At 69.0% G+C, this 20,277-nt stretch carries 20 protein-coding genes; 9 read left to right on the forward strand and 11 right to left on the reverse strand.

From position 1 onward, the window contains the following. The first annotated feature begins 248 nt into the window (after positions 1-248). Together ACV229_RS01695 and ACV229_RS01700 are read left to right on the forward strand one after the other, a co-directional pair. Complete coding sequence (locus tag ACV229_RS01695) at positions 249-2,360, forward strand: sensor histidine kinase (RefSeq protein WP_448081378.1); 2,112 nt, start codon at positions 249-251, stop codon at positions 2,358-2,360. Continuing rightward, a complete protein-coding gene (locus tag ACV229_RS01700) occupies positions 2,357-3,004 on the forward strand; it encodes a response regulator (protein WP_448081379.1) in 648 nt (215 codons plus the stop codon). The genes ACV229_RS01695 and ACV229_RS01700 overlap by 4 nt, the downstream gene beginning before the upstream one ends. A gap of 124 nt (positions 3,005-3,128) precedes the next feature. Here ACV229_RS01700 and ACV229_RS01705 read toward each other — a convergent pair whose 3' ends face one another. Beyond that, a complete protein-coding gene (locus tag ACV229_RS01705) occupies positions 3,129-3,530 on the reverse strand; it encodes a lysozyme inhibitor LprI family protein (protein WP_448081380.1) in 402 nt (133 codons plus the stop codon). 506 nt (positions 3,531-4,036) lie between these two features. Here ACV229_RS01705 and ACV229_RS01710 point away from each other — a divergent pair. The 3 genes from ACV229_RS01710 to ACV229_RS01720 all read left to right on the forward strand — a co-directional run bounded on the left by ACV229_RS01710 (position 4,037) and on the right by ACV229_RS01720 (position 6,428). After that, positions 4,037-4,639, forward strand: a complete 603-nt coding sequence (locus tag ACV229_RS01710) for a DUF1326 domain-containing protein (protein ID WP_448081381.1) — start codon at positions 4,037-4,039, stop codon at positions 4,637-4,639. A gap of 63 nt (positions 4,640-4,702) precedes the next feature. Next, positions 4,703-5,491 carry a DUF2182 domain-containing protein gene (locus ACV229_RS01715; protein ID WP_448081382.1) on the forward strand — a complete coding sequence of 263 codons (789 nt, stop codon included), beginning with the start codon at positions 4,703-4,705 and terminating at the stop codon, positions 5,489-5,491. Positions 5,492-5,498: 7 nt separating this feature from the next. After that, positions 5,499-6,428, forward strand: a complete 930-nt coding sequence (locus ACV229_RS01720) for a DMT family transporter (protein ID WP_448081383.1) — start codon at positions 5,499-5,501, stop codon at positions 6,426-6,428. A 166-nt stretch (positions 6,429-6,594) separates the two neighbouring features. Here ACV229_RS01720 and ACV229_RS01725 read toward each other — a convergent pair whose 3' ends face one another. From ACV229_RS01725 to ACV229_RS01750, 6 genes are all read right to left on the reverse strand, one after another. Next, the gene (locus tag ACV229_RS01725) at positions 6,595-6,921 is read right to left on the reverse strand and encodes a DUF4148 domain-containing protein (RefSeq protein WP_448081384.1); all 327 of its coding nucleotides are present in this window, start codon (positions 6,919-6,921) and stop codon (positions 6,595-6,597) included. Positions 6,922-7,215: 294 nt separating this feature from the next. Then, entirely contained in the window at positions 7,216-8,088 is an 873-nt protein-coding gene (locus tag ACV229_RS01730) for a PilZ domain-containing protein (protein WP_448081385.1), read from the reverse strand. Positions 8,089-8,168: 80 nt separating this feature from the next. Beyond that, on the reverse strand, positions 8,169-10,748 hold the full coding sequence (locus ACV229_RS01735; RefSeq protein ID WP_448081386.1) for a penicillin-binding protein 1A: 2,580 nt from the start codon (positions 10,746-10,748) through the stop codon (positions 8,169-8,171). Between the two features lie 252 nt (positions 10,749-11,000). Beyond that, positions 11,001-12,008, reverse strand: a complete 1,008-nt coding sequence (gene lhpH, locus ACV229_RS01740; protein WP_448081387.1) for a trans-3-hydroxy-L-proline dehydratase — start codon at positions 12,006-12,008, stop codon at positions 11,001-11,003. Between the two features lie 75 nt (positions 12,009-12,083). Beyond that, a complete protein-coding gene (locus ACV229_RS01745; protein WP_448081388.1) occupies positions 12,084-13,205 on the reverse strand; it encodes a branched-chain amino acid ABC transporter substrate-binding protein in 1,122 nt (373 codons plus the stop codon). Between the two features lie 122 nt (positions 13,206-13,327). Beyond that, a complete protein-coding gene (locus ACV229_RS01750) occupies positions 13,328-14,065 on the reverse strand; it encodes a FadR/GntR family transcriptional regulator (protein WP_448081389.1) in 738 nt (245 codons plus the stop codon). Between the two features lie 285 nt (positions 14,066-14,350). Between ACV229_RS01750 and lhpI the strand changes: the two genes are divergently transcribed. The 3 genes from lhpI (at position 14,351) to ACV229_RS01765 (ending at position 16,655) form a co-directional block, all read left to right on the forward strand. Continuing rightward, a complete protein-coding gene (gene lhpI / locus ACV229_RS01755; RefSeq protein ID WP_448081390.1) occupies positions 14,351-15,298 on the forward strand; it encodes a bifunctional Delta(1)-pyrroline-2-carboxylate/Delta(1)-piperideine-2-carboxylate reductase in 948 nt (315 codons plus the stop codon). A 151-nt stretch (positions 15,299-15,449) separates the two neighbouring features. Then, entirely contained in the window at positions 15,450-15,857 is a 408-nt protein-coding gene (locus ACV229_RS01760; protein WP_448081391.1) for a response regulator, read from the forward strand. 18 nt (positions 15,858-15,875) lie between these two features. Further along, on the forward strand, positions 15,876-16,655 hold the full coding sequence (locus ACV229_RS01765) for a helix-turn-helix domain-containing protein (RefSeq protein WP_448081392.1): 780 nt from the start codon (positions 15,876-15,878) through the stop codon (positions 16,653-16,655). 4 nt (positions 16,656-16,659) lie between these two features. On the opposite strand, the gene ACV229_RS01770 is transcribed toward ACV229_RS01765, so the two are convergent. Both ACV229_RS01770 and ACV229_RS01775 read right to left on the reverse strand, forming a co-directional pair. Further along, positions 16,660-17,001: a metal ABC transporter ATPase gene (locus ACV229_RS01770; RefSeq protein WP_448081393.1), complete on the reverse strand. Its 342-nt coding sequence runs from the start codon at positions 16,999-17,001 to the stop codon at positions 16,660-16,662. A gap of 199 nt (positions 17,002-17,200) precedes the next feature. After that, positions 17,201-17,440, reverse strand: coding sequence for a UDP-glucose 4-epimerase (locus ACV229_RS01775; RefSeq protein WP_448081562.1), 240 nt, complete (start codon positions 17,438-17,440; stop codon positions 17,201-17,203). 351 nt (positions 17,441-17,791) lie between these two features. On the opposite strand from ACV229_RS01775, the gene ACV229_RS01780 reads away from it, so the two are divergent. Continuing rightward, complete coding sequence (locus ACV229_RS01780) at positions 17,792-18,244, forward strand: hypothetical protein (protein ID WP_448081394.1); 453 nt, start codon at positions 17,792-17,794, stop codon at positions 18,242-18,244. Positions 18,245-18,449: 205 nt separating this feature from the next. On the opposite strand, the gene ACV229_RS01785 is transcribed toward ACV229_RS01780, so the two are convergent. Together ACV229_RS01785 and ACV229_RS01790 are read right to left on the reverse strand one after the other, a co-directional pair. Next, a complete protein-coding gene (locus ACV229_RS01785) occupies positions 18,450-18,848 on the reverse strand; it encodes a DUF488 domain-containing protein (RefSeq protein ID WP_448081395.1) in 399 nt (132 codons plus the stop codon). A gap of 191 nt (positions 18,849-19,039) precedes the next feature. Next, the gene (locus ACV229_RS01790; protein ID WP_448081396.1) at positions 19,040-20,242 is read right to left on the reverse strand and encodes an amino acid aminotransferase; all 1,203 of its coding nucleotides are present in this window, start codon (positions 20,240-20,242) and stop codon (positions 19,040-19,042) included. Positions 20,243-20,277 lie beyond the last annotated feature (35 nt).

A 20,277-nucleotide genomic window follows, 5' to 3' on the forward strand; every position in this document is an offset into this window, starting at 1 on the left:
CGCCGGCCCCCCGATCAGTCTGGCCCCGCGCACCCGCGCGCCGGTTGACGCGCATCAAGCGCGGCCGACGCCCCCGTTGCGCGCGGTCGGCCACCGCATTTTCAGCCGACCCCATTTACATCGGAGGCGCAAAACGCGCACAATTTCGTCTTGAAAACAGATCCCGCCATGCGTCGGGCGCCAGCCGCGCCCGATTTTCCCGTGCCGCCCCAGTGCCGTGGGCGGCCTCGAGACAGAGTGGCCAGCAAATGACCGCCAGCGGAACCCAGACGCGTGATGCCGTTGTACCATCGCGTCTTCAAACCATGTTACGCCAGCCGATCGCGGCCGGCGTCGTCGCGTTCGTCGCCGGCGCCATCGTGTCGCTGGGCGTCGCGCTGCTCGTGCGCGAGCAGTGGCAAGGCGCCGTCCATACGCGCTTCGAACGCCGCACCGCGCACGTGACGGCCATGCTGCGCCACGAGCTGCAGGCCGGCGTCACCGTGCTCGAAGGCGCGCGCGGCGCGCTCGGCCTCGTGCCGCAAACGACGCCCGCGCAATGGCGGCAGTACGTCGACACGCTCGACCTCGACAATGGCCATTCGCCGGTTCGCCAGCTCGGTTACGCGCCGCTGTCGGCCTCCGTGCGCGACGCGCTCGCGGGCACCGCCGCGCCGCCGGACGGGCCGCTCGCCGTCGCAACGCTCAGCGCGCCCGCCTCGTCCTCGCCCGTCGCCCGCTTCGGCGCGCCCGACGCCGCATCGTTGCGGCGCGCGGTGCAGACCGGCGAGGCCGCGCTCGGCGTGCATCCCGCCGACGACGATGCCGTGCGCGCCGTCACGCTGTTCCTGCCGGTCAGCGACGCGCCGCGCGCGGCGGCGCCGGCCGCGAGCGGCTCCGCTGTCGCCGGGGGTATCGACGGTGTCGTGTTCGCCGCGCTGAACTCACGGCGCCTGATCGAACGCGCGCTCGACGCGGAGCGCGGCATCGACCTGCGGGTCAGCGCCAACGACGACCCGCAGCCGATCTTCAGCGCGGAATCGACCACCGACGAAGCATTGGCCTCGCCCGACCTGATGCGCCGGACCGACGTGCTGAACTTCGGCGGCAGCACGCTGACGCTCGCGTATTCCACCGACGGCCGCCCGAGTGCGACGGGCGCGCAGCGCGCGGCCGGCACCGTGCTCGCGGCGGGCCTCTTGGCGTCGCTGGCGCTCGCGGCGCTCGTCCACGCGCTGGCGCGCGGCCGGCTCGCGGCGATGTCCGACCTCGGCGCGCGCAGCCGCGGGATCCTCAACGAAGCACGGATGATGGGCATCATCCGCTCGTCGATGGAGGCCATCATCACGATCGACGAACAGCAGACGATCGTGATCTTCAATCCGATGGCCGAGCAGGTGTTCGGCGTCTCCGCGATGGAAGCGATCGGCGCGCCGCTGTCGCGCTTCATCCCCGAGCGGTTCCGCGCCGCGCATGCGAAGCACGTCGACCAGTTCGGCGTGACGGGCGTGTCGGAGCGGCAGATGGGCCGCCAGCGCGTGCTGTTCGGGCTGCGCGGCAACAGCGAGGAATTCCCGATCGAGGCGTCGATCTCGCAGATCCGCGATGCATCCGGCAAGCTCTACACGGTGATGCTGCGCGACATCACCGAACGCCTGCGCGCGGAGAACGCGCTCAAGCAGTCGCGCGAGGAGTTGCGCGAGCTGTCGGCGAACCTGCAGAACGTGCGCGAGGAAGAAAAATCCCGCATCGCACGCGAGCTGCACGACGACCTCGGGCAGCAGCTCACCGCGCTGAAGATGGATCTGTCGGTCGTCGAAAACCGGCTGCACGCGTCCGACGGCACGGCGCCCGACGACGACGTGCTCACCCAGCTTCAGGGCATGCGGCGGCTGATCGACGCGACGGTCGCGTCGGTGCGGCGCATCGCGGCCGACCTGCGGCCCGTGATGCTCGACGATCTCGGCCTCGTGCCGGCGATCGAATGGCTCGCGAACGATTTCACGAACCGCTACGGAATCGACGTCGAGCGGCACATCGAAACGGGCGGCATCACCTTCACGAACGCCGGCGCGACGACGCTGTTCCGCATCGTCCAGGAAGCGCTGACCAACGTCGCGCGGCATGCTGACGCGACGCGGGTTGCGCTGACGCTCGACGTCGAGAGCGGCTTCTGCGTGCTGCGCATCGCGGACAACGGCCGCGGCGCGGCGCCCGGCGGCCCGACGCACGAAGACAAGTCGTTCGGGCTGATCGGCATCCGCGAACGCGCGCACATGCTGGGCGGCAGCGTGACGATCGACACCGCGCTCGCGCGCGGCTTCTCGCTCACCGTCGCGCTCCCACTGAACACGATCCAACAGGAACCGACCTACACATGATCAAGGTGCTCATCGCCGACGACCATACGCTCGTGCGCGACGGTTTGCGGCACATTCTGCAGAACGCGAGCGACTTCGAGGTCGCGGGGGAAGCGTGGGACGGCCCGACGACGATCGCGCTCGTGCGCTCGACACCCGCGCAGGTGCTGGTGCTCGACCTGTCGATGCCGGGCCGCAACGGCGTCGAACTGATCAAGCAGATCAAGGACGAAAAGCCGGCGCTGCGCGTGCTGGTGCTGACGATGCATGCGGAACAGCAATACGCGGTGCGCGCGTTCCGCGCGGGCGCGTCCGGCTACCTGACGAAGGAAAGCGCGAGCGCCGAGCTGGTCGGCGCGGTGACGAAGGTCGCGTCGGGCGGCGTCTACGTGAGCCTCGCGATGGCCGAGCAGTTCGCGCAGAGCCTGAACGAACCCGCGGAGACGCTGCCGCACCAGCGGCTGTCGGACCGCGAATTCGACGTGTTCCGCCGCATCGCCGCCGGGCAGACGCTGACCGAGATCGCGCAGGCGCTGTGCGTGAGCGCCAAGACGGTCAGCACGTACAAGACGCGGATCCTCGAGAAGATGCAGATGCCGCACGAGGCCGCACTCGTACGCTACGCGATGCGGCACAAGCTGCTCGACGAAACGGACGACGTGTAACGGCGACGTGTAACGACGACGTTCGAAGGCGACGTTCGACGGCGAGTCTGACGCACAACGCGCGGCGAGCGTCGCACTGCAAGCGGCGTGAAGCGGACACCCGCGCCCGCTTCACGCCGCATGCTCATTTCGCCGGCACCGGACAGGCCAGGTCGCCGTCCTCGCAAGACAGATAGCCCTGCAGCGTCTCGGTGCGCGCTTTCGTCAGATCGTCGAGGCACGTCGAGACCACCATCGGATACACGCTGCCGCCCGCTGCGCCCGCACTCGAGAAGCCGCATTCGGCATCGCGGTATTCAATCCATGCGCGCTGTGCGGTGACGAGCTTCTCCCCGAGCGCACCGTTGTCGCGCAAACGCGCGGTGACGGCCTGATAGGTGCGGTTCAGTTCGTCATCGGATTTCCGGTATGCGCGATCGGCGCACGCCGTCATCGTCGCCTGATCGGATGCATTCGCGCAGTTCGCCTGCGCATGGGCGTTCGCCGCCAGTGCCAACGAGCACAGCAGACCGGTCAAGACACGCATGGACGCTCCTTTTTATTCGTTGATGTCGTGGAACACGATGCCGGGCCAGCCGCCCTGCCGCGCCTCGGCGCGCGGCGCCGCGCCACGGGCCGGCACGTTGCAACGCGCATCGGCCGCTTGGGTGCGGCAACATCGACCGCGATGCTAGCGCACGCGCGTGCGGTTGTCAGCCCAACTTGTCCGCCGGAACTCTCGGCACGACATCTCGACACGGACTCTTGGCGCGGACACTCAATACGGACGCTTGGCGCGGACTCCCGGCCAGACCTCCCGGCCCGCCGCGCGCGCGGCCGCCGGGCATCGGCTTGAATATCAGTCGTGCACGCCTACACTGGAAAATCCATACGCCGACTCGGCACACGCTATCGCACCCGTCCCGCTCCCCGCGCCCACTGCATTCCTCTGCGCATTCCGCGTTCACACCGCCGATCCCGCCTGATCGAACGTCGGGCGGTGTCCTCTGTGTGGCGCACCGCGCGGTCGCTCTCTCAAAAAAGGAGGAAACCATGAGCTATCACCTGGAAGGCCGTCTGCTCGAGGTCTGCAACTGCCGCGTGCTGTGCCCGTGCTGGATCGGCGAAGATCCCGACTTCGGCACCTGCGACACGATCGTCGCGTGGCACATGGACAAGGGCACCATCGACGAAGTCGACGTGAGCGGCAACACGATCGCCGCGGTCTGCCATGTGCCGGGCAATATCCTGCAGGGCAACTGGACCGCCGCGATCTTCGTCAGCGACACCGCCTCCGACGAACAGGAAAAAGCGCTGCTGAACGTCTATACGGGCAAGGCCGGCGGACCGATCGCCGAGCTCGCGAAACTGATCGGCACCGTCGTCTCGATCGAGCGCGCGCCGATCCGCTTCGACGTCAACGGCGCGAAGGGCACGCTGTCGATCGGCACCGACTACCACGCGGAACTCGAGCCCTACCTCGGTCCGTCAGGTGCGCAGACGACGCTGTCCGATACCGTGTTCTCGACCGTTCCAGGCGCGCCCGTGTTCGTCGGCAAGGCGCCTGTCTATCGCTCGAAGAATGCGGCAATCGGCATCGACGTCAATCTGACGAATCACAACGCGCTGCAGAGCACGTTCCTGTTCGACGCCTGAACGGCATCGCACGCCGCGCGGCACACGCGTGTTCGCGTGCGCTGCGCGGCGGCGGAAACGGCCATGGCCGCGCTGCAGCATCGCCGCGTGTTTCCGTTCGTGTTCGCGAGCCTCGTCGCGCTCGCGTGGGCTGCGTTGTGGTCATGGACGCGCAGCCCGTACGGGCGTTACCTCGAACACGACGGCTGGACGCTGTCCGGGCCGATCTCGACGCTGTGCCGCGCGCTGCCCGGCGCGACGCTGTGGCTCCCCGCGATGCTCTACGCGGCATCGTGGACGCTGATGATCCTCGCCATGATGCTGCCGACCACGCTGTCGCTGTTCAACGCGTTCGCGCGCGTCGTCGCGGGCCGGCCCGACCGCGCGCGGCTGCTCGCGCTCGTCGGCCTCGGCTACGTCGCGGTATGGAGCGCGTTCGGCTTGCTCGCCCATGGCCTCGACGCGCTGCTGCTCACCGGCGTCGCGCATGTGCCGGCACTCGCCTGGCACGGCTGGCTGATCGGTGCGACGGTGTTCGCGCTCGCCGGCGCATTCCAGTTCAGCGCGCTGAAGACGCGCTGCCTCGATCGCTGCCGCACGCCGCTCAGCTTCGTGATCAGCCACTGGCGCGGCTACGCGCCGCACCGGCATGCGTTCGCGCTCGGCGGGCTGCATGGTCTGTTCTGCGTCGGCTGCTGCTGGGCGCTGATGCTGCTGATGTTCGTCGTCGGCGCCGGCAGCCTCGGCTGGATGCTCGCGCTCGCGGCCGCGATGGCCGTCGAGAAGAACGCCGCGTGGGGGCGCCGGCTCACCGCGCCGCTCGGCTTCGCGCTGCTTGGCGGCGCCGCGTTGATCGTCGCCGGCCATCTGTGACACTGTCATGCGCCCGCTTGCGACCTCCTCCGATCCCTCGCCGCCGAGTACGCAGCCGACCGCACGCACCGTTTGGCTGACGTGCGTCGCGATGCTCGCGTTCGCGTCGAATTCGCTGCTGTGCCGGCTCGCGCTGCACGACGCGCGGATCGATGCGGCCAGCTTCGGCAGCCTGCGCCTCGTGTCGGGCGCGCTGATGCTCGCGATCGTCGTGCGCGCCGGCACGCGCCGGCCGCCGCCGCGCGCGGACTGGCTGGCCGCGTCGATGCTGTTCGCGTACGTCGCGTGCTTCTCGTTCGCCTACCTGACGGTCAGCGCCGCGACCGGCGCGCTGATCCTGTTCGGCGCGGTTCAGCTGACGATGTTCGCGGCAGGACTGCACGCGGGCGAACGGTTCGCGGCCACCGGCTGGGTCGGCATGGGTGCCGCGGTGGCCGGCCTGCTCTATCTCGTGTCGCCAGGCGTATCGGCGCCGACGCCGGGCGGCGTCGTGCTGATGTCGGCCGCCGGCATCGCGTGGGGCGTCTATTCGCTGCGCGGACGCGGGCTCGCCGACCCGGTCGCGTCGACCGCCGCCAATTTCCTGCGCGCCGCGCCGATGGCGCTCGTGCTGAGTGTCGCGCTGGCCGGACGGTTTCATCTGACGACGCGCGGCGCGCTGCTCGCGGTCGTGTCCGGCGCGTTGACGTCGGGAATCGGCTATGTGATCTGGTACGCGGCGCTGAAGCACCTCACCGCGATGCGCGCGGCCGCCGTGCAGTTGTCGGTGCCGCCGATCGCCGCGTGCGGCGCCGTGCTGTTCCTCGCGGAACAGCCGACGTGGCGGCTTGCGATTGCGTCCGTCGCAATCCTGGGCGGGATCGCGCTCGTGCTGACGGGTCGCGTGCGGGGCGGCGCCGCCAAGGCGTCGAAGCAGGCGCCTGATGCCGAGAAATGAACGGCACGCGCGGCGCGCGATCGACACGATTGCGCTGCACGACGGACTCGACAACCGCGAAGTTCATCGTGTCCCTTCGGATGCCCCCGGAATGCGAAAGGCCCGCACTTGATGAGTGCGGGCCTCGCGTTCCGGGCTGACCGGGCGCCCTTCCGGGCGCCGGTGCTCAGTGGCCGAAGTAGACCGACGACGTATCGCCGGCAGCCGGCACGACGACGCGCTGGCCGGCCTGCGACGCTGCTGCCGCATTCGCGCCATAGCCGGTCGCGTCGGCGGCACCGCTGTTCTGCGCGGCGGCGATCTTGGCCTGTGCGGCCTGGATGTTTTCCGGATAGTTGATCCAGTCGTTCGGGTTGTAGCCGGCCTTCTCGAGCTGGACCAGTTCCGCACGCACTTGCGCGCGCGTCACCGGCTGCTGGTTCGACTGGGCAAACGATACGAGCGGGGCGGCCACGAGGGCGGCGACTGCAACTGCCTTGATCAGCGAATTCATGATATGGAACCTCCGAGATGTTTTTGTCAGGCGCTTCGGACATTCGGTTTGAACCGTGAGTTGTAGCGCATGTCCTGAAGTCTAGGAGTCCGGGCAATCAGGGTAAATACTTAAATCACGAATTCACTGTTGACGGAAAAAATATAATCCGCGCCTGCCCGGTTGATTTGTCTGATTATTATCCGTGCCGGCGCATCTAATTGGGGGCGGATTCCATTGCGCGTGCCGTGCTCCGGATGCCGTCGCCGGTGCGGTTTCCAACCCACTGCCGGGCGATGCCCACCGCCGTGCGGCTCAGCCCGCGCTGCCAGCGTCCGCCAGCGCCATCAGCCGGTCGAACAGCAGCGCCTTCAGGCGCACGGTATCGGCCGTCTCCATGTCGCCGTACGCGACATGGTGCAGCACGAAGCCCGGTGCTGCCGGATCCGCGTGCACGTTGCGCACCGTGCCGTCCAGCGGCAGCAGCGCGACGTTTCCGCCGACCTCGTACGGCAGCCGGATCCGCAGCGGATCCCCGGCGCTCGCAAGCGCATCGCTCGTCGCGATCGACAGGCCGCTCAGGCTCATGTCGCGAACGATCCCGAAGCTGCCCACGCCGTCCTGCCCGCCGCTGCAGCGCGCGGCGATCCGCACCGGTACGCGCGGCTCGGCGCGCGTGCGCAGCCGCTCGACGAACCCGGGCGCCGACAGGACCATGAACGGCGCCGGCTCGTCATGCACCGCTTCGACGGTCGCCGCGAAACGGACGACCGCCGCGCGGCCGATCGCGATCGCCTCGACGTCGTCGCCGCGCGCGAACTCGAACGCGGCCGCGTGCTGCGGCTCGACGAACAGCGACTGGCCCGCGCCGCGGCCGATCAGCCGGCAGCGGTGCATCGTGCGCGTCGCGCCGACCCGCCGCCGGATGCCGATCGTCGCGCTGGTCGACAGGCCGAGCGCGTCGCCCGTCTGCGCATCGCCGAACGACGGCCGCGCCGGCGCTGCGACATCGCCTTTCTTCGCGGGCCGGAAATGGTCGAACAGGAACGCGTGCTGCGCCGGATCGTGGAGCGTGGTGCCGGCCGGCAGCAGCGCAGCGCCGCCGAGGTCGTAAAGGTCGAATCCCAGCGGCGTGCCGGCCGCGAAATCGTCACGCTCGAGCGCGACGTAATCATGTGGACTGCGCATCGGAAAGACGCGGCGCGGCCGCGCGAGGCTGTCGTGATGACCGTATTACGGCAGCCTCGCGCAAAACCTGAACGGCCGGATCAGTACACGCTGCTCGCGCCGGCCGGCGCCTGCACGTCGGGGGCGGCCGGCGCCGTGGGGGCCGGCGCCGGCGAAACGGCCGGCGACGCCGGCCCCGCGGGCGGGGCCACGGCAGGCGCGGCACCGTTGCCTGCGCCGTTGCCGGTATTCGCACCGGTATTCGCGCCGTTCGCCGCGGGCTGCGACGCACCGGCCGCGCTGGCGGCCGACAGGGCAGCGGCCGACGCGGCCACTTCGGACGCCGGCACCCATTCCTCGACGATGCCGCCCGAAGCGGCTTCCGGTGCCGATGCGCCGGACGCCGCGCCCGCTTCCGGTTCAGCCGGCTGCGGCGCGCGCTGCACCTTCGCTGGAGCCGGCGGCGCCTTCGACTCGCGCTTGAACCACGTGCCGAACCAGCCCGACAGCCGGTCCTGCATCGACGCAATCCAGCCCGGCGCGGGCTCGGTGTCGAACTTCGCCTTCGCGTCGACCAGCCGCGCACGCAGCGCGCGCTGGAAGAAGTCGCCGACGATCGGCAGCGCGCTGTGCGCGCCCTGCCCCCAGTAATCGCTGCGCAGCGTCACGCGGCCGTCGTCGAAACCGACCCACGCGCCCGCGACGAGGCCCGGCTGCATCAGGATGAACCAGCCGTCCGCGTTGTCCTGCGTGGTGCCGGTCTTGCCCGCGACGTCGCCGCGGATGCCGAAGCGCGTGCGGATGCTCGTGCCCGTCCCGCGATCGACGACGTCGCGCATCACGTCGATCAGCGTCTTGTCGGTCTCCGCATCGAGCGCGCGCTCGGGCGGCGCCGGCGCGAACTCGGCGAGCACGTCGCCGTTGCGGTTCTCGATGCGCGTGACCATCTGCGGCTCCACATAAAGCCCGCCGTTCGCGATCGTCGCGTACGAGGTCACCATCTCCTTCAGCGTGACGGGGCTCGTGCCGAGCGCGAGCGACGGCACGCGTTCGAGCGTGCTGTCGCGCACGCCCATCGCGGTCGCGAGCCGCGCGACCGTCGCGGGCCCGACCTTCTCCATCACCTGCGCGGTGATCCGGTTGCGCGACAGCGCGATCGCGTCGCGCAGCGTCATCGGCTTGCCCGTCGGCGGCACGTCGTCGTTCGGCCGCCAGATCTCGCCGCCCTTCAGCGGAATCTCGACCGGCTGGTCGACGAACGTGTCGTCCGGCGTCATCCCGCTCGCGAACGCGGCGCCGTAAACGAACGGCTTGAACGTCGAGCCCGGCTGGCGGCGCGCCTGCGCGACGTGGTCGAACGGCTCGTTCGTGAAGTCGCGGCTACCGACCCACGCGCGAATCTGCCCCGAGCGCGGATCGATCGCGAGGAAGCCGGCCTGCACGTCGGTCTTCGACTTGCACAGCGCGCGCATGAACCCGCGATCGGCCGCGAGCGCCTTCATCGCGGTCGCGTCGTTCTTGCCGGCGTCCTGCATCGCCTTGTATTCGGGCGCTTCGCGCATGAACGTGCGGAACACCTCGTTGTCGGTCCCGCAGCCGTCGCGCCCGCTCCACGCGCCGTTCGCGATGCCCTGCAGCTGGTTCGCCTGCTGCTTCAGCGCCTGCGTCGCCATCGCCTGCAGGCGCGAATCGATCGTCGTGCGAACGATCAGCCCGTCCGAATAGATGTTGTAGTCGTTGCGGTCGGCCCACGCGATCAGCCACCTGCGCAGCTGCTGCGCGAAATGCGGCGCCGGCCCCGGCGGCTCCTTCTGGCGCTCGAAGTCGACGCGCAGCGGCCGGCGCTGCAATTGCGCGAACTGCGCCGGCGACAGCTTGCCGTACTTCACCATCTGGCCGAGCACCGTATTGCGGCGCGCGAGCGCGCGCTCGGGGTTCAGCACCGGGTTGTAGTAGCTGTTGCCCTTCAGCATGCCGACGAGCGTCGCGCTGTCGAGCACGTCGAGCTCGTCGGCCGACTTGTCGAAATAGGTGCGCGCGGCCATCTCGACGCCGTACGCGTTGTACAGGAACGGCACCGTGTTCAGGTAGGTCTCGAGGATCTGGTCCTTGCTGTAGACCGCCTCGATCTTCAGCGCGGTGATCGCTTCCTTCACCTTGCGCGTGAGCGTCGGCGCACGGCCGATCTCGTCCGGATACAGGTTGCGCGCGAGCTGCTGCGTGATCGTCGAGCCGCCCTGGCGATTGCCGGAGAACGTGTGCAGCGCGGCCGACGCGGTGCGTTTCCAGTCGAGGCCGTGGTGCTCGTAGAAGCGGTGATCCTCGGTCGCGATCAGCGCATCGACCATGTGCGGCGAAATCTGCTTGAGCGGCACCCACTCGCGGTTCGACGGCTTGAATTCGGCGAGCAGCTTGCCGTCGGACGACAGCACCTGCGCCGGCTGGTCGACGCGCGCCTTGCGGATGTCGCCGATGCTCGGCGTGAACGGGATCAGCGCGAGCACGTACAGCACGAACAGCGCCGGCACGGCGGCGGCGGCAAGCAGCACGCCGCGGCGCGTCGGATGCCGCAGGTGGAACCAGACGACGGCGAGGAGACGCTTGACTGGCGCGGCGGCGGCGGCCGCGACGGGTTGGGCGCGCGCGACCCATTTGGCACAGAGGTCACGCACTGACGACACGTTTCGGCGATTCACGCGGATGAAGGATCTGCTGGAAAGCGTGCATCGTACCAAAAGTCGCGCGGCGTTCAGGCGCGCGGGCGCCGGCAGGCGTCATCGGGGGGCGCTTTGACACCGATCTGGGGCCGCTTCGAAGCCCGGAAACCGCGTCATCTGCTGCCCGCGAAAAAGAGCGCGCGTCCGGCAACCGGAAACGCGCGCCAAGCCTGGTACAACAAACGGGTGACGGCAAATGCGGGCAACTGCGCGCGTTCAGCGCACGAGAAAGCCGTAGGTCTGCGGATCGCGGTCGTCGATGATCCAGTTCGCGAAGCCGCAGATGTATGCGCTGCCCTCCACTTCCGGAATCACGGCCGGGATGTCGCCGACGGTCGTTTCGCGCAGCACGCGCCCCTTGAAGATCGTGCCGACGATCGACTCGTTGACGAGCGTGTCGCCGATTGCGAGCCGCCCGCGCTGGTAGAGCTGCGCGACGCGGCCGCCCGTGCCCGAGCCGGTCGGCGAACGGTCGACCTCACGGTCCGCGAACACGCAGCAGTTCGCCTGCGTGGAGCCCGGATGGCGCGGCGCGTTCGCGATGATCGTGCCGTAGATGTGATTGATCTCCGGAATCTCCGGATGCACGACCGGGTACTTCGCGTTCGCGGCGGCCTTCACCTCGGCGCCGAAGCGGATCAACTGCTCGACCGCCGCTTCGCGCACGGGCAGCCCGAACGGCGCGCCGTCGACGTAGAAATAGAACGCGCCGCCGTACGCGATGTCGCCCGTCACGGTGCCGAACGACGGCGTGTCGACCGACACGTCGCGCTGCCAGATGAACGACGGCACGTTGACGAAGCGCACGGGCCCCGCATGCTCGCCGTCCCACTTGACGAACGCCTCGATGAAGCCGCACGGCGCATCGATGCCGACCCGCGTCTCCGGCGCCGTGCGCTGCACCCAGCCGAGCTCGACCGCGGCGGTCGCGAGCGCGATCACGCCGTGCCCGCAATGGTCGCTGTAGCCCTCGTTGTGCAGGAAGATCACGCCGAAATCGGCGCTCGGCGACACGGGTTCGGTCAGATAGCCGCCGTACATGTCCGCGTGGCCGCGCGGCTCGAACATCAGCGCGCGGCGGATCTCGTCGGCGTGCTCCTTCAGCCACGCGCGGCGCTGGACGATCGTGTCGCCCGGCAGGCGCGGCAGGCCGCTCGTGACGATGCGAAACGCTTCACCGCCGGTGTGGACTTCGACAGTTGACAGGGATCGGGTCAGTTTCATCGTTGGTCAGGAAGGGTTGAATCGATCGGCAAGCGCGGCCGCCAGGCGGGGCGCCCGCCCCGCCCGACACGCCGGTCACTCGCCATACGGCACGGGCAAGCCGTTGCGGATCACGTAGACGGTCGTCGGCGCGCCCTTCAGGTCGCCGTTCGCGTCGAACGAATAGGTGCCCGCGACGCCCTTGTAGTTCGACTTCGCGAGCTGCGCGATCAGCTTCGCCTTGTCGGTCGTCGTGCCGGCCTTCACCATCGCGTCCGCGAGCAGCTTCGCGCCGTCGTAGTAGTTCACGGCGTACACCTGCGTGTCGGCGTGATACGTGTCGTGGTATTTCTTCAGGAACTCGCGCCCGGCCGCCGTCTTGTCGAGCGCGACGCCGCCTTGCGCACAGTAGACGATCGACGCGGCTTCGCCCGCCACCTTGCCCATGTCGGCCGAGCAGATGCCGTCGCCGCCGAGCAGCTTCGCGCGCAGCCCGCGCTGCTTCATCTGCTTCGCCATCGGCGCGCCCTGCGCCGCATAGCCGCCGAAGAAGATCACGTCGGGGTTCTTCGCCTTGATCGTCGTCAGGATGCCGAGGAAGTCGGTCGCCGACGAGTTCGTGTACTCGCGGTCGACGACCTGGATGCCGTTCGCCTTCGCGACGTTCAGGAACTGCTCGGCAACGCCCTGACCGTACGCGGTGCGGTCGTCGATGATCGCGGCCGTCTTCGCCTTCAGCGTCTTCGCCGCGAACACGGCCATCGTGCCGCCGAGCTGCTCGTCGCTCGCCCCGATCCGGAAGATGTTCTTGAAGCCCTGTTTCGTCAGCGCCGGGTTCGACGCGACCGGCAGGATCGGCACGCCCGCGGTGTTGTACACGGCCGACGACGGGATCGCGACGCCGGAGTTGTACGGCCCGAGCACCGCGACGACGCCCTTGTCGACGAGACTTTGCGCGACCTGCACGCCCACTTTCGGGTCGGCCTGGTCATCTTGGGAAACCAGTTTGAACGTCACGGTCTTGCCGGCGACCTTCAGGTTCTCCTTGTTGAGTTCTTCGATCGCGAGGCGGGCGCCGTTTTCATTGTCCTTGCCGTTGGCGGCCTGCGGGCCCGTGAGCGGCGCCGAATGCCCGATCGTGACGACTTCCTGCGCGTGCGCGGAAGTCAGCGCGCCGACGGCCGCAGCCACGGCGAGTGCAGTGACGAGAGTACGCATGATGTCTCCTGATTGGTTTTTAGTTAAACCAATGTAGGATACGCGTGGTCACTGCGCAAGCAGTTTCAAAAATAATGGTCGATCATCTGGTCGAGTCCGGAACCAGATGACCGCCGAACCGCTCACTTCGGCGCGATGTCGCGGCGTACGCGGCGGATATGCTGCTCGACATAGAACGCCGCCGCATCGGCATCGCCCGACACGATCGCCTCGTAGATCAGCCGGTGCTCGGACACGTAGAGCCGGATCCGGCCCGCGTCGTAGATTCCGTCGTCCTTCAGCCGCTTCCACAGCGGCTGGTCCATCGTCTTCGCGACTTCGTCGGCGATCTTCACGAGCAGTGCGTCGCCCGTCATCAGCGCGATCTGCCGGTGGAACAGCCGGTCGCTTTCGTTCCACAGCGCGCGCTGGCGCGGGTCGTCGATGTCGGTGATCGTTTCCATCTGCGCGAGATAGCCTTCGGCGGCCGGGTCGGGCCTGCCGTGCGCGGCCGCGAGACGGGCGATCGCGGGCTCCAGGATCAGCCGCACGTCGAGCGTCGAGGTCGGGCTGACGTCCGCCTCGGCCGCGCTGCGCATGCGGCCGGCCTGCGCGAGCACGTCGAGCGGCGCCGGCACGACATAGGTGCCCGAATTGCGCTTCGTGAACACCAGCCCTTCGTTCTGCAGCGCGCCAAGCGCCTCGCGCACGGCCGGCCGGCCGACCTTGAACAGCGCCGCGAGCTCGCGTTCGGACGGCAGCCGGGAATCGGGCGCGTAGCGCCCCGCGCGGATCTCGTCGCGGATCCTTTCGGCGACCTGCTCGTAGATTTGCAGCGGCCGGAAGCCGCCTTCGAGGAATTCGGGGCGCGCGGACGACATCGTGAAGCTCCTGCCGGGTGTTCTGGTCGTGGATCGGAATGGGTTCGCACTATACCGGAGCGGCACGCCGCCCGGCCTGCGTCATGCAGACCGGCAGACCGCCGCACTCTGTTGGACTGATAATAGAACCAAAATCGCCACCCCGCTTTATTTTCTGGCTTGTCATTCCGCCAGCTGCTGGTATAGATTCGATCCAGGCTGCCTGTTTCGCGGTATCTGGCCACCCCGCACCGGGCACACTGGTCGCCCGGCCGTCCACGCTCACCCGACGTTCCGACGCACACGATGACCGCCCTTCCCCAAACTCCCGTTTTCGATGCGGCCGCGACAGCCGCGCTGCTCGACTATCCGGCGCTGCTCGCGTCGCTCAGGTACACCGTCGTCGAGTACGCGGCCGGCGAGATCATCAGTCCGGAGCGCCTGGTCGTGCCGCTGCAGGCGGGCGGCGTGATGCTGTCGATGCCGTCTAGCGCGCGCGATCTCGCGATCCACAAGCTCGTCAACGTGTGTCCCGGCAACGGCGCGCGCGGGCTGCCGACGATCCTCGGGCAGGTCATCGCGTGCGACGCGGTCACGGGCGAAATGCGCTTCGTGCTCGACGGCCCGACGGTCACCGGGCGCCGCACCGCCGCGATCACCGCGCTCGGGATCCACGCGCTGCATGGCGACGCGCCACGCGAGATCCTGCTGATCGGCACCGGCAAGCAGGCCGCGAATCACGCGGAAGCGCTTGCGGCGATCTTCCCCGCTGCCCGCCTGTCGGTTCGCGGCACGAGCGCGGCCAGTGCCGCCGAATTCTGCGCGGCCCATCGCGCGCATGCGCCGCTGCTCACGCCGGTCGAACCCGACGCGCCGATTCCGGACACGATCGACGTCGTCGTCACGCTGACGACGAGCCGCACGCCGGTCTACCGCGAAGCGGCGCGCGAAGGCCGGCTCGTGGTCGGCGTCGGCGCATTCACGGCCGACGCCGCGGAAATCGACGCGGGCACCGTGCGCAACAGCCGGCTCGTCGTCGACGACCCGGCCGGTGCGCGCCACGAAGCGGGCGACCTGATCCTCGCGCAGGTCGACTGGCGCACCGTCGCGTCGCTCGCCGACGTGCTGCGCGGCACGTTCGAGCGCTGCGGGCCGCCGCTGTTCAAGAGCGTCGGCTGCGCGGCCTGGGATCTCGCCGCGTGCCGCACGGCGCGTGACGCACTCGACGCAACCGGCGCGCGAGGCGGCGCCTGAACCCGGCAGCGCGGCGCCCCGCGCGCCGCCGTCATGCGGCCCCGCTGCGGGCCGCGTTGTAGGAAAAACCCTACAACGCGGCGAACCCGCCTACGCAAACTTCCAATTCGGCCGATTTCCTTTCCGGCGGCGCAACGCGATACTGGCTTTCATGAATGCCAGCCTGTCACCCGCCGCGCTCAGGGTGTTTCTCGTCGATCACGCCGTCGCCGTTCGGCGCAGGATCGCGCTGCTCGTCGGCGCGATCCGCGGCGTCGACGTCGTGGGCGAAGCGGAAGACGGCCAGGGTACGTGGGCGCACATCCGCCGGTGCCAGGCGGATGTCGTGATCGTCGACCTGCGGCTCGCGGACGGCAGCGGTCTCGATCTGATCGGGACGCTGTCGAAGTCCGCGCCGCGCGTCGTCACGATCGTGCTGACGAATCACTCGGCGCCGGCATTCAGGGAGGCCTGTGCGACGGCCGGTGCGGATTACTTCTTCGACAAGACCGCCGAATTCGACGCCGCATGCCACGTGATCGAATCCCTGGTGCACGCGCGTCGCGTGCACCTGCCCTGAAAGTGCCGGAGTTGCATCATGTCCTCAGCTTCCGTTAGCGCAGCCGCCACGCCCGTCGCGCCGCGGCCGGCGATCCCGCTGCACGCGGTCGCGCGCGCCGACGCCCCCAAACAACCGGCCGCGCGCTGCTCGGTCTGCGCGATGCGCTCGATGTGCCTGCCGCCGCACCTGACGGCGGCCGAGTACGGCCGGCTCGACGCGATCATCTGCACGACCCGCCACGTCCGGCAAGGCGACGCGCTGTTCCGCGCGGACGATCCGTTCCAGAGCATCTATGCGGTGCGCGCGGGCTCGTTCAAGACGGTGATGGTGCACCGCGACGGCCGCGAACAGGTGACGGGTTTCCAGATCGCCGGCGAGACGCTCGGCATGGACGGCATCGGCGGCGGCCAGCACTGCTGCGACGCGATCGCGCTCGAGGACAGCGTCGTGTGCATCATCCCGTTCGGCCCGCTCGAGGCCGCGTGCCGCGAGATGAAGTCGATGCAGCACTTCCTGTACCAGATGCTGAGCAGCGAGATCGTCCGCGAATCCAGCCAGATGCTGCTGCTCGGCACGATGTCGGCGGAACAGCGTGTCGCGCATTTCCTCCTGAACCTGTCGTCGCGCTTCCAGGCGCGCGGCTATTCGGCGTCCGAGTTCAATCTGCGGATGACGCGCGAGGAAATCGGCTGCTACCTCGGGATGAAGCTCGAAACCGTCAGCCGGATGTTCTCCCGGTTCCACCGCGAATCGCTCGTCGAAACGCACGGCAAGCGCGTGCGCATCCTCGACGCGGAAGGGCTCGCGCGCGTGTAGCGACTCAACGCGCCGCATGCGCGCCAGGCGTCGGCCCGTTCGGCGCGCCGACCTGCCACGCAATCAACTCGCGCTCCGCTTGCGCAAACGCGCAGCGCACGGCTTCGTTCGCGTCGTCGCCGACGCAGTGCGGGACCGGCTTCAGCTCGTTGTTGCGAGTGATCAGGTCGAGCCGCACGTCGTACGCGCGCCGGCCGGCGCCGGCCGAGCGCGACTCGATCGCCAGATGGCAGCCGCTGATCAATGCGCGGAACCGATCGAGGCGCACCAGTTGCGCGCCGGCTTCCGCTTCCAGCGCGGCCGAACCGGCGAACCCGAAATAGGCGATCTGCATTCCCACGCCCATGTTGTTTCTCCTGACGGGGCCGCCCTCGCGCCGACCGCCTTGTATGCGCCGCCCGCATCGCTGCGAAACGGCGAAGATTCCTGTACGACTGCGTGGCCTGTTCTCGCCGGCCGCAGTCCGACCGGCATCGTGCGCGATCCCGCCGCGCGTTGCACGCACGCCCCCGCGTGCGCGTTCCCGTTATTTCGTGTTTCCCTGCCTATACGTTGAACACCTGCGACAGCTTCAGCTCGATCCACGTCATGCCCGCCCGCAGCCCTTCGAGCACCGCCTCGCGCTCCGTCGGATACGCATGGCCGTGCTCGAACGCGTGGTGAAACCGGGTCGGGCCGTCGCCGTGCTCGACGCGCACGCGGCAGCGAAATCCACCCTCGACGTCCGGCCGCGTGTCGACTTCGACCGTCCAGTCGCCTTCCCGGATGTTGCCCGACAGCGTCATCTGCGCCTCCCGCGGCTTGCGCGCCGCATCGTCGCCGCCCGACCCGCCGTCCGCACCGAAACGACCGTCATGCAGCATTGCATCGGCTTGCCTGTCACCGTCCCGACGCGTCCATGAGGTGAGCATAGAGTCGTGCGCCGTCGCGCGCTTGACCCACGTCAAGTGAGTCACCGGTCCGGCGCGCACCGCGTGACGCCGGTCAACGAGGCGGCCGCCGTGCGGTCAAAGGATGTATACCGGCACGCTCGGGCGCGATCGGCCGCAGGTCGGCTCCGATTGATCCGGATTGCGCGAACGCCCCGCGCGCAGGGCGCGCCGGCATACGGGGCAGCGAATTGCACAGGGCAAGCAATGGCATTGATAGCGAATCTGGACGGCGCCCGCGATCTCTACCGGCTGTGTTTCGTGCGCGCGCCGTGGGCGTATTTCACGTGTCTGCCGCTCGACGAGCAATGCGGCGAGAGCTGGGCGGCGGTTCCGTATCAGGATGTCGCGAAGCCGCCTTACAGCGACTCGCGCACGCAGGTGCTGAAGGTCGCGTTCGAAGCGTCGCTGCTGTTTCCGCCCGAGGCCGGGCGGCACGGGGGCGCGTACAGCGTCGAGCAGATCAATCGCGGCGCGGCGCCGTGGCTGCGCAGCGAGAACTTCCTCGACGCCAACACGCTGCTCGTATGGGGCGGCGCGACGCTGCAGGCGTTCGTCGAGACCGTCGAATCGGCGGGCGGCACGGTCTACGGCCCGCTCGGCTGGGCCGACCTGCCGCCGTGGGCGGCGCCTGACACGCCCGCTGCAGCGTCGGCGTGACCGGTGTCGGCTGGCGGTCTGGCCTGCGCGACAGGGTCACGGTGTCGGCTGGCGGTCTGGTCTGCGCGACGGCGCCACGGTGCTGGCTGACGGTCTGGCCTGCGCGACGGCGCCACGCTGTCGGCTGGCGGTCTGGCCTGCGCGACGGCACCACGGTGCCGCCTGCGTCATGCCCCACGCCACCCGCGCCCTGCGGCGCGCTGCGTCAGGATGCGTCCGGCTCGATCGCCGCGCCGCGCTCGGCGAGCAGTTCGCGCAGGATGCTGCGATGACAGCGGCTTTCGTTTTCGCAGTAGCAGCCGATCGAGAATTGCGTGGTCGTCGACAGCGCCGCGAGCAGGTCGAGCACCTTCGGCGCATCGCCGTGATTCATCTCCGCGCGGAACTTGCGCGCGAACGCGCGCCAGTCGGCGTCGGTTTCGGCATGCAGCGCTTGCGCGACAAGCTCAGGGGTCGGCGACAGCGTCGGCAGCCACACGTCGTAATAGTTGCGCGACGCGAACTCGGTCTTCGGCACGCCGCGCGGCGGACGCCGCACCGTGCCGATCCGCAGGCCCTCGCCGGCCGCGCGCGGCGAGCCTAGCTGCACGATTCGAATGCTCATTCCCGGGACGCTCCTCGACTGGACGATCTTCACGATCAACCCGCGCATCGTACCGCCGCGCACGCAGCCGCGACAGATGCACGCTCACGCAATGCGCGCCGCCGCACAAAAAAACCGGCTGTCCCCCGCAACGAGGACAGCCGGTTTGACAGGGTCCCGCGCACGTGGCGCGGGATCGTGCGTTGTCGCGCTCAGACGCCGCTCTTCAGCACCTTCGCGATCGAATCGGCGACGATGCCGACGTTCGAGTCGTTCAGCCCCGCGACGCACATCCGGCCCGAGCGCAGGATGTACACGCCGTGCACTTCGCGCAGCGCGTCGACCTGCGATTCGGTGAGGCCCGTGTACGTGAACATGCCGCGCTGCTTCACGTAGCGCGTGAGCGCCTCGCCGCTGACGTGGTCGCGCAGCCCGTCGTGGATCGACTGGCGCATCCGCGCGATCCGGCGGCACATCGCCGAGAGCTCCTCTTCCCACTGCTTGCGCAGCGCGGGCGTGTTGAGCACGGCCGACACGATCTTCGCGCCGTGGATCGGCGGGTTGCTGTAGTTCGAGCGCACCGCGCCGGCGAGCTGGCCGAGCACGCGGTCCGCCGCGGCGGCATCCTCGCAGATCACGCTCAGGCCGCCGACACGCTCGCCGTACAGCGAGAAGTTCTTCGAGAACGAATTCGCGACGAGCGCCGGCAGCCCGCGGCGGGCGATTTCGCGCACCGCGAACGCGTCCGCGTCGAGGCCCGCGCCGAAGCCCTGGTACGCCATGTCGACGAACGGCAGCAGCTCGCGCGCCTCGATCACGTCGATCAGCTTCTGCCACTGGCCTTCGTCGAGATCGACGCCGGTCGGGTTGTGGCAGCACGCGTGCAGCAGCACGACGCTGCGCGCGGGCAGCGTGTTGATCGCCGCGAGCATCGCGTCGAACTTCAGCCCGCCCGTCGCCTCGTCGTAGTATGGGTACGTGTTCACCGTGAAGCCCGCACGCTCGAAGATGAAGCGGTGGTTTTCCCAGCTCGGGTCGCTCAGCCACACTTGCGTGTCCGGAAAGTAGCGCTTCAGGAAATCCGCGCCGACCTTCAGCGCGCCCGAGCCGCCGAGCGTCTGCACGGTCGCGATGCGGCCCGCCGCGCGCGTCGGGTGATCGGCGCCGAACACGAGCGCCTGCACCGCGTCGCGGTACGGCGCCATGCCGACCATCGGCAGGTACGGTTTCGGGCCGATCTCGCGCTGCAGCGCCGTCTCGGCTTCGCGGACGGCGTCCATCACGGGAATCCGGCCTTCGGCATCGAAATAGATGCCGATGCTCAGGTTGACCTTCTGCTCGCGCGGGTCCTTCTGGAAGTTCTCGTTGAGCGTCAGGATCGGGTCGCCGGGATACGCGTCGATGTGTTCGAACATGGCTTTATCGGTCTCGTTGGATGAAAAGTCTTGCT

It is taken from the genome of Burkholderia sp. MR1-5-21 (assembly GCF_053427715.1).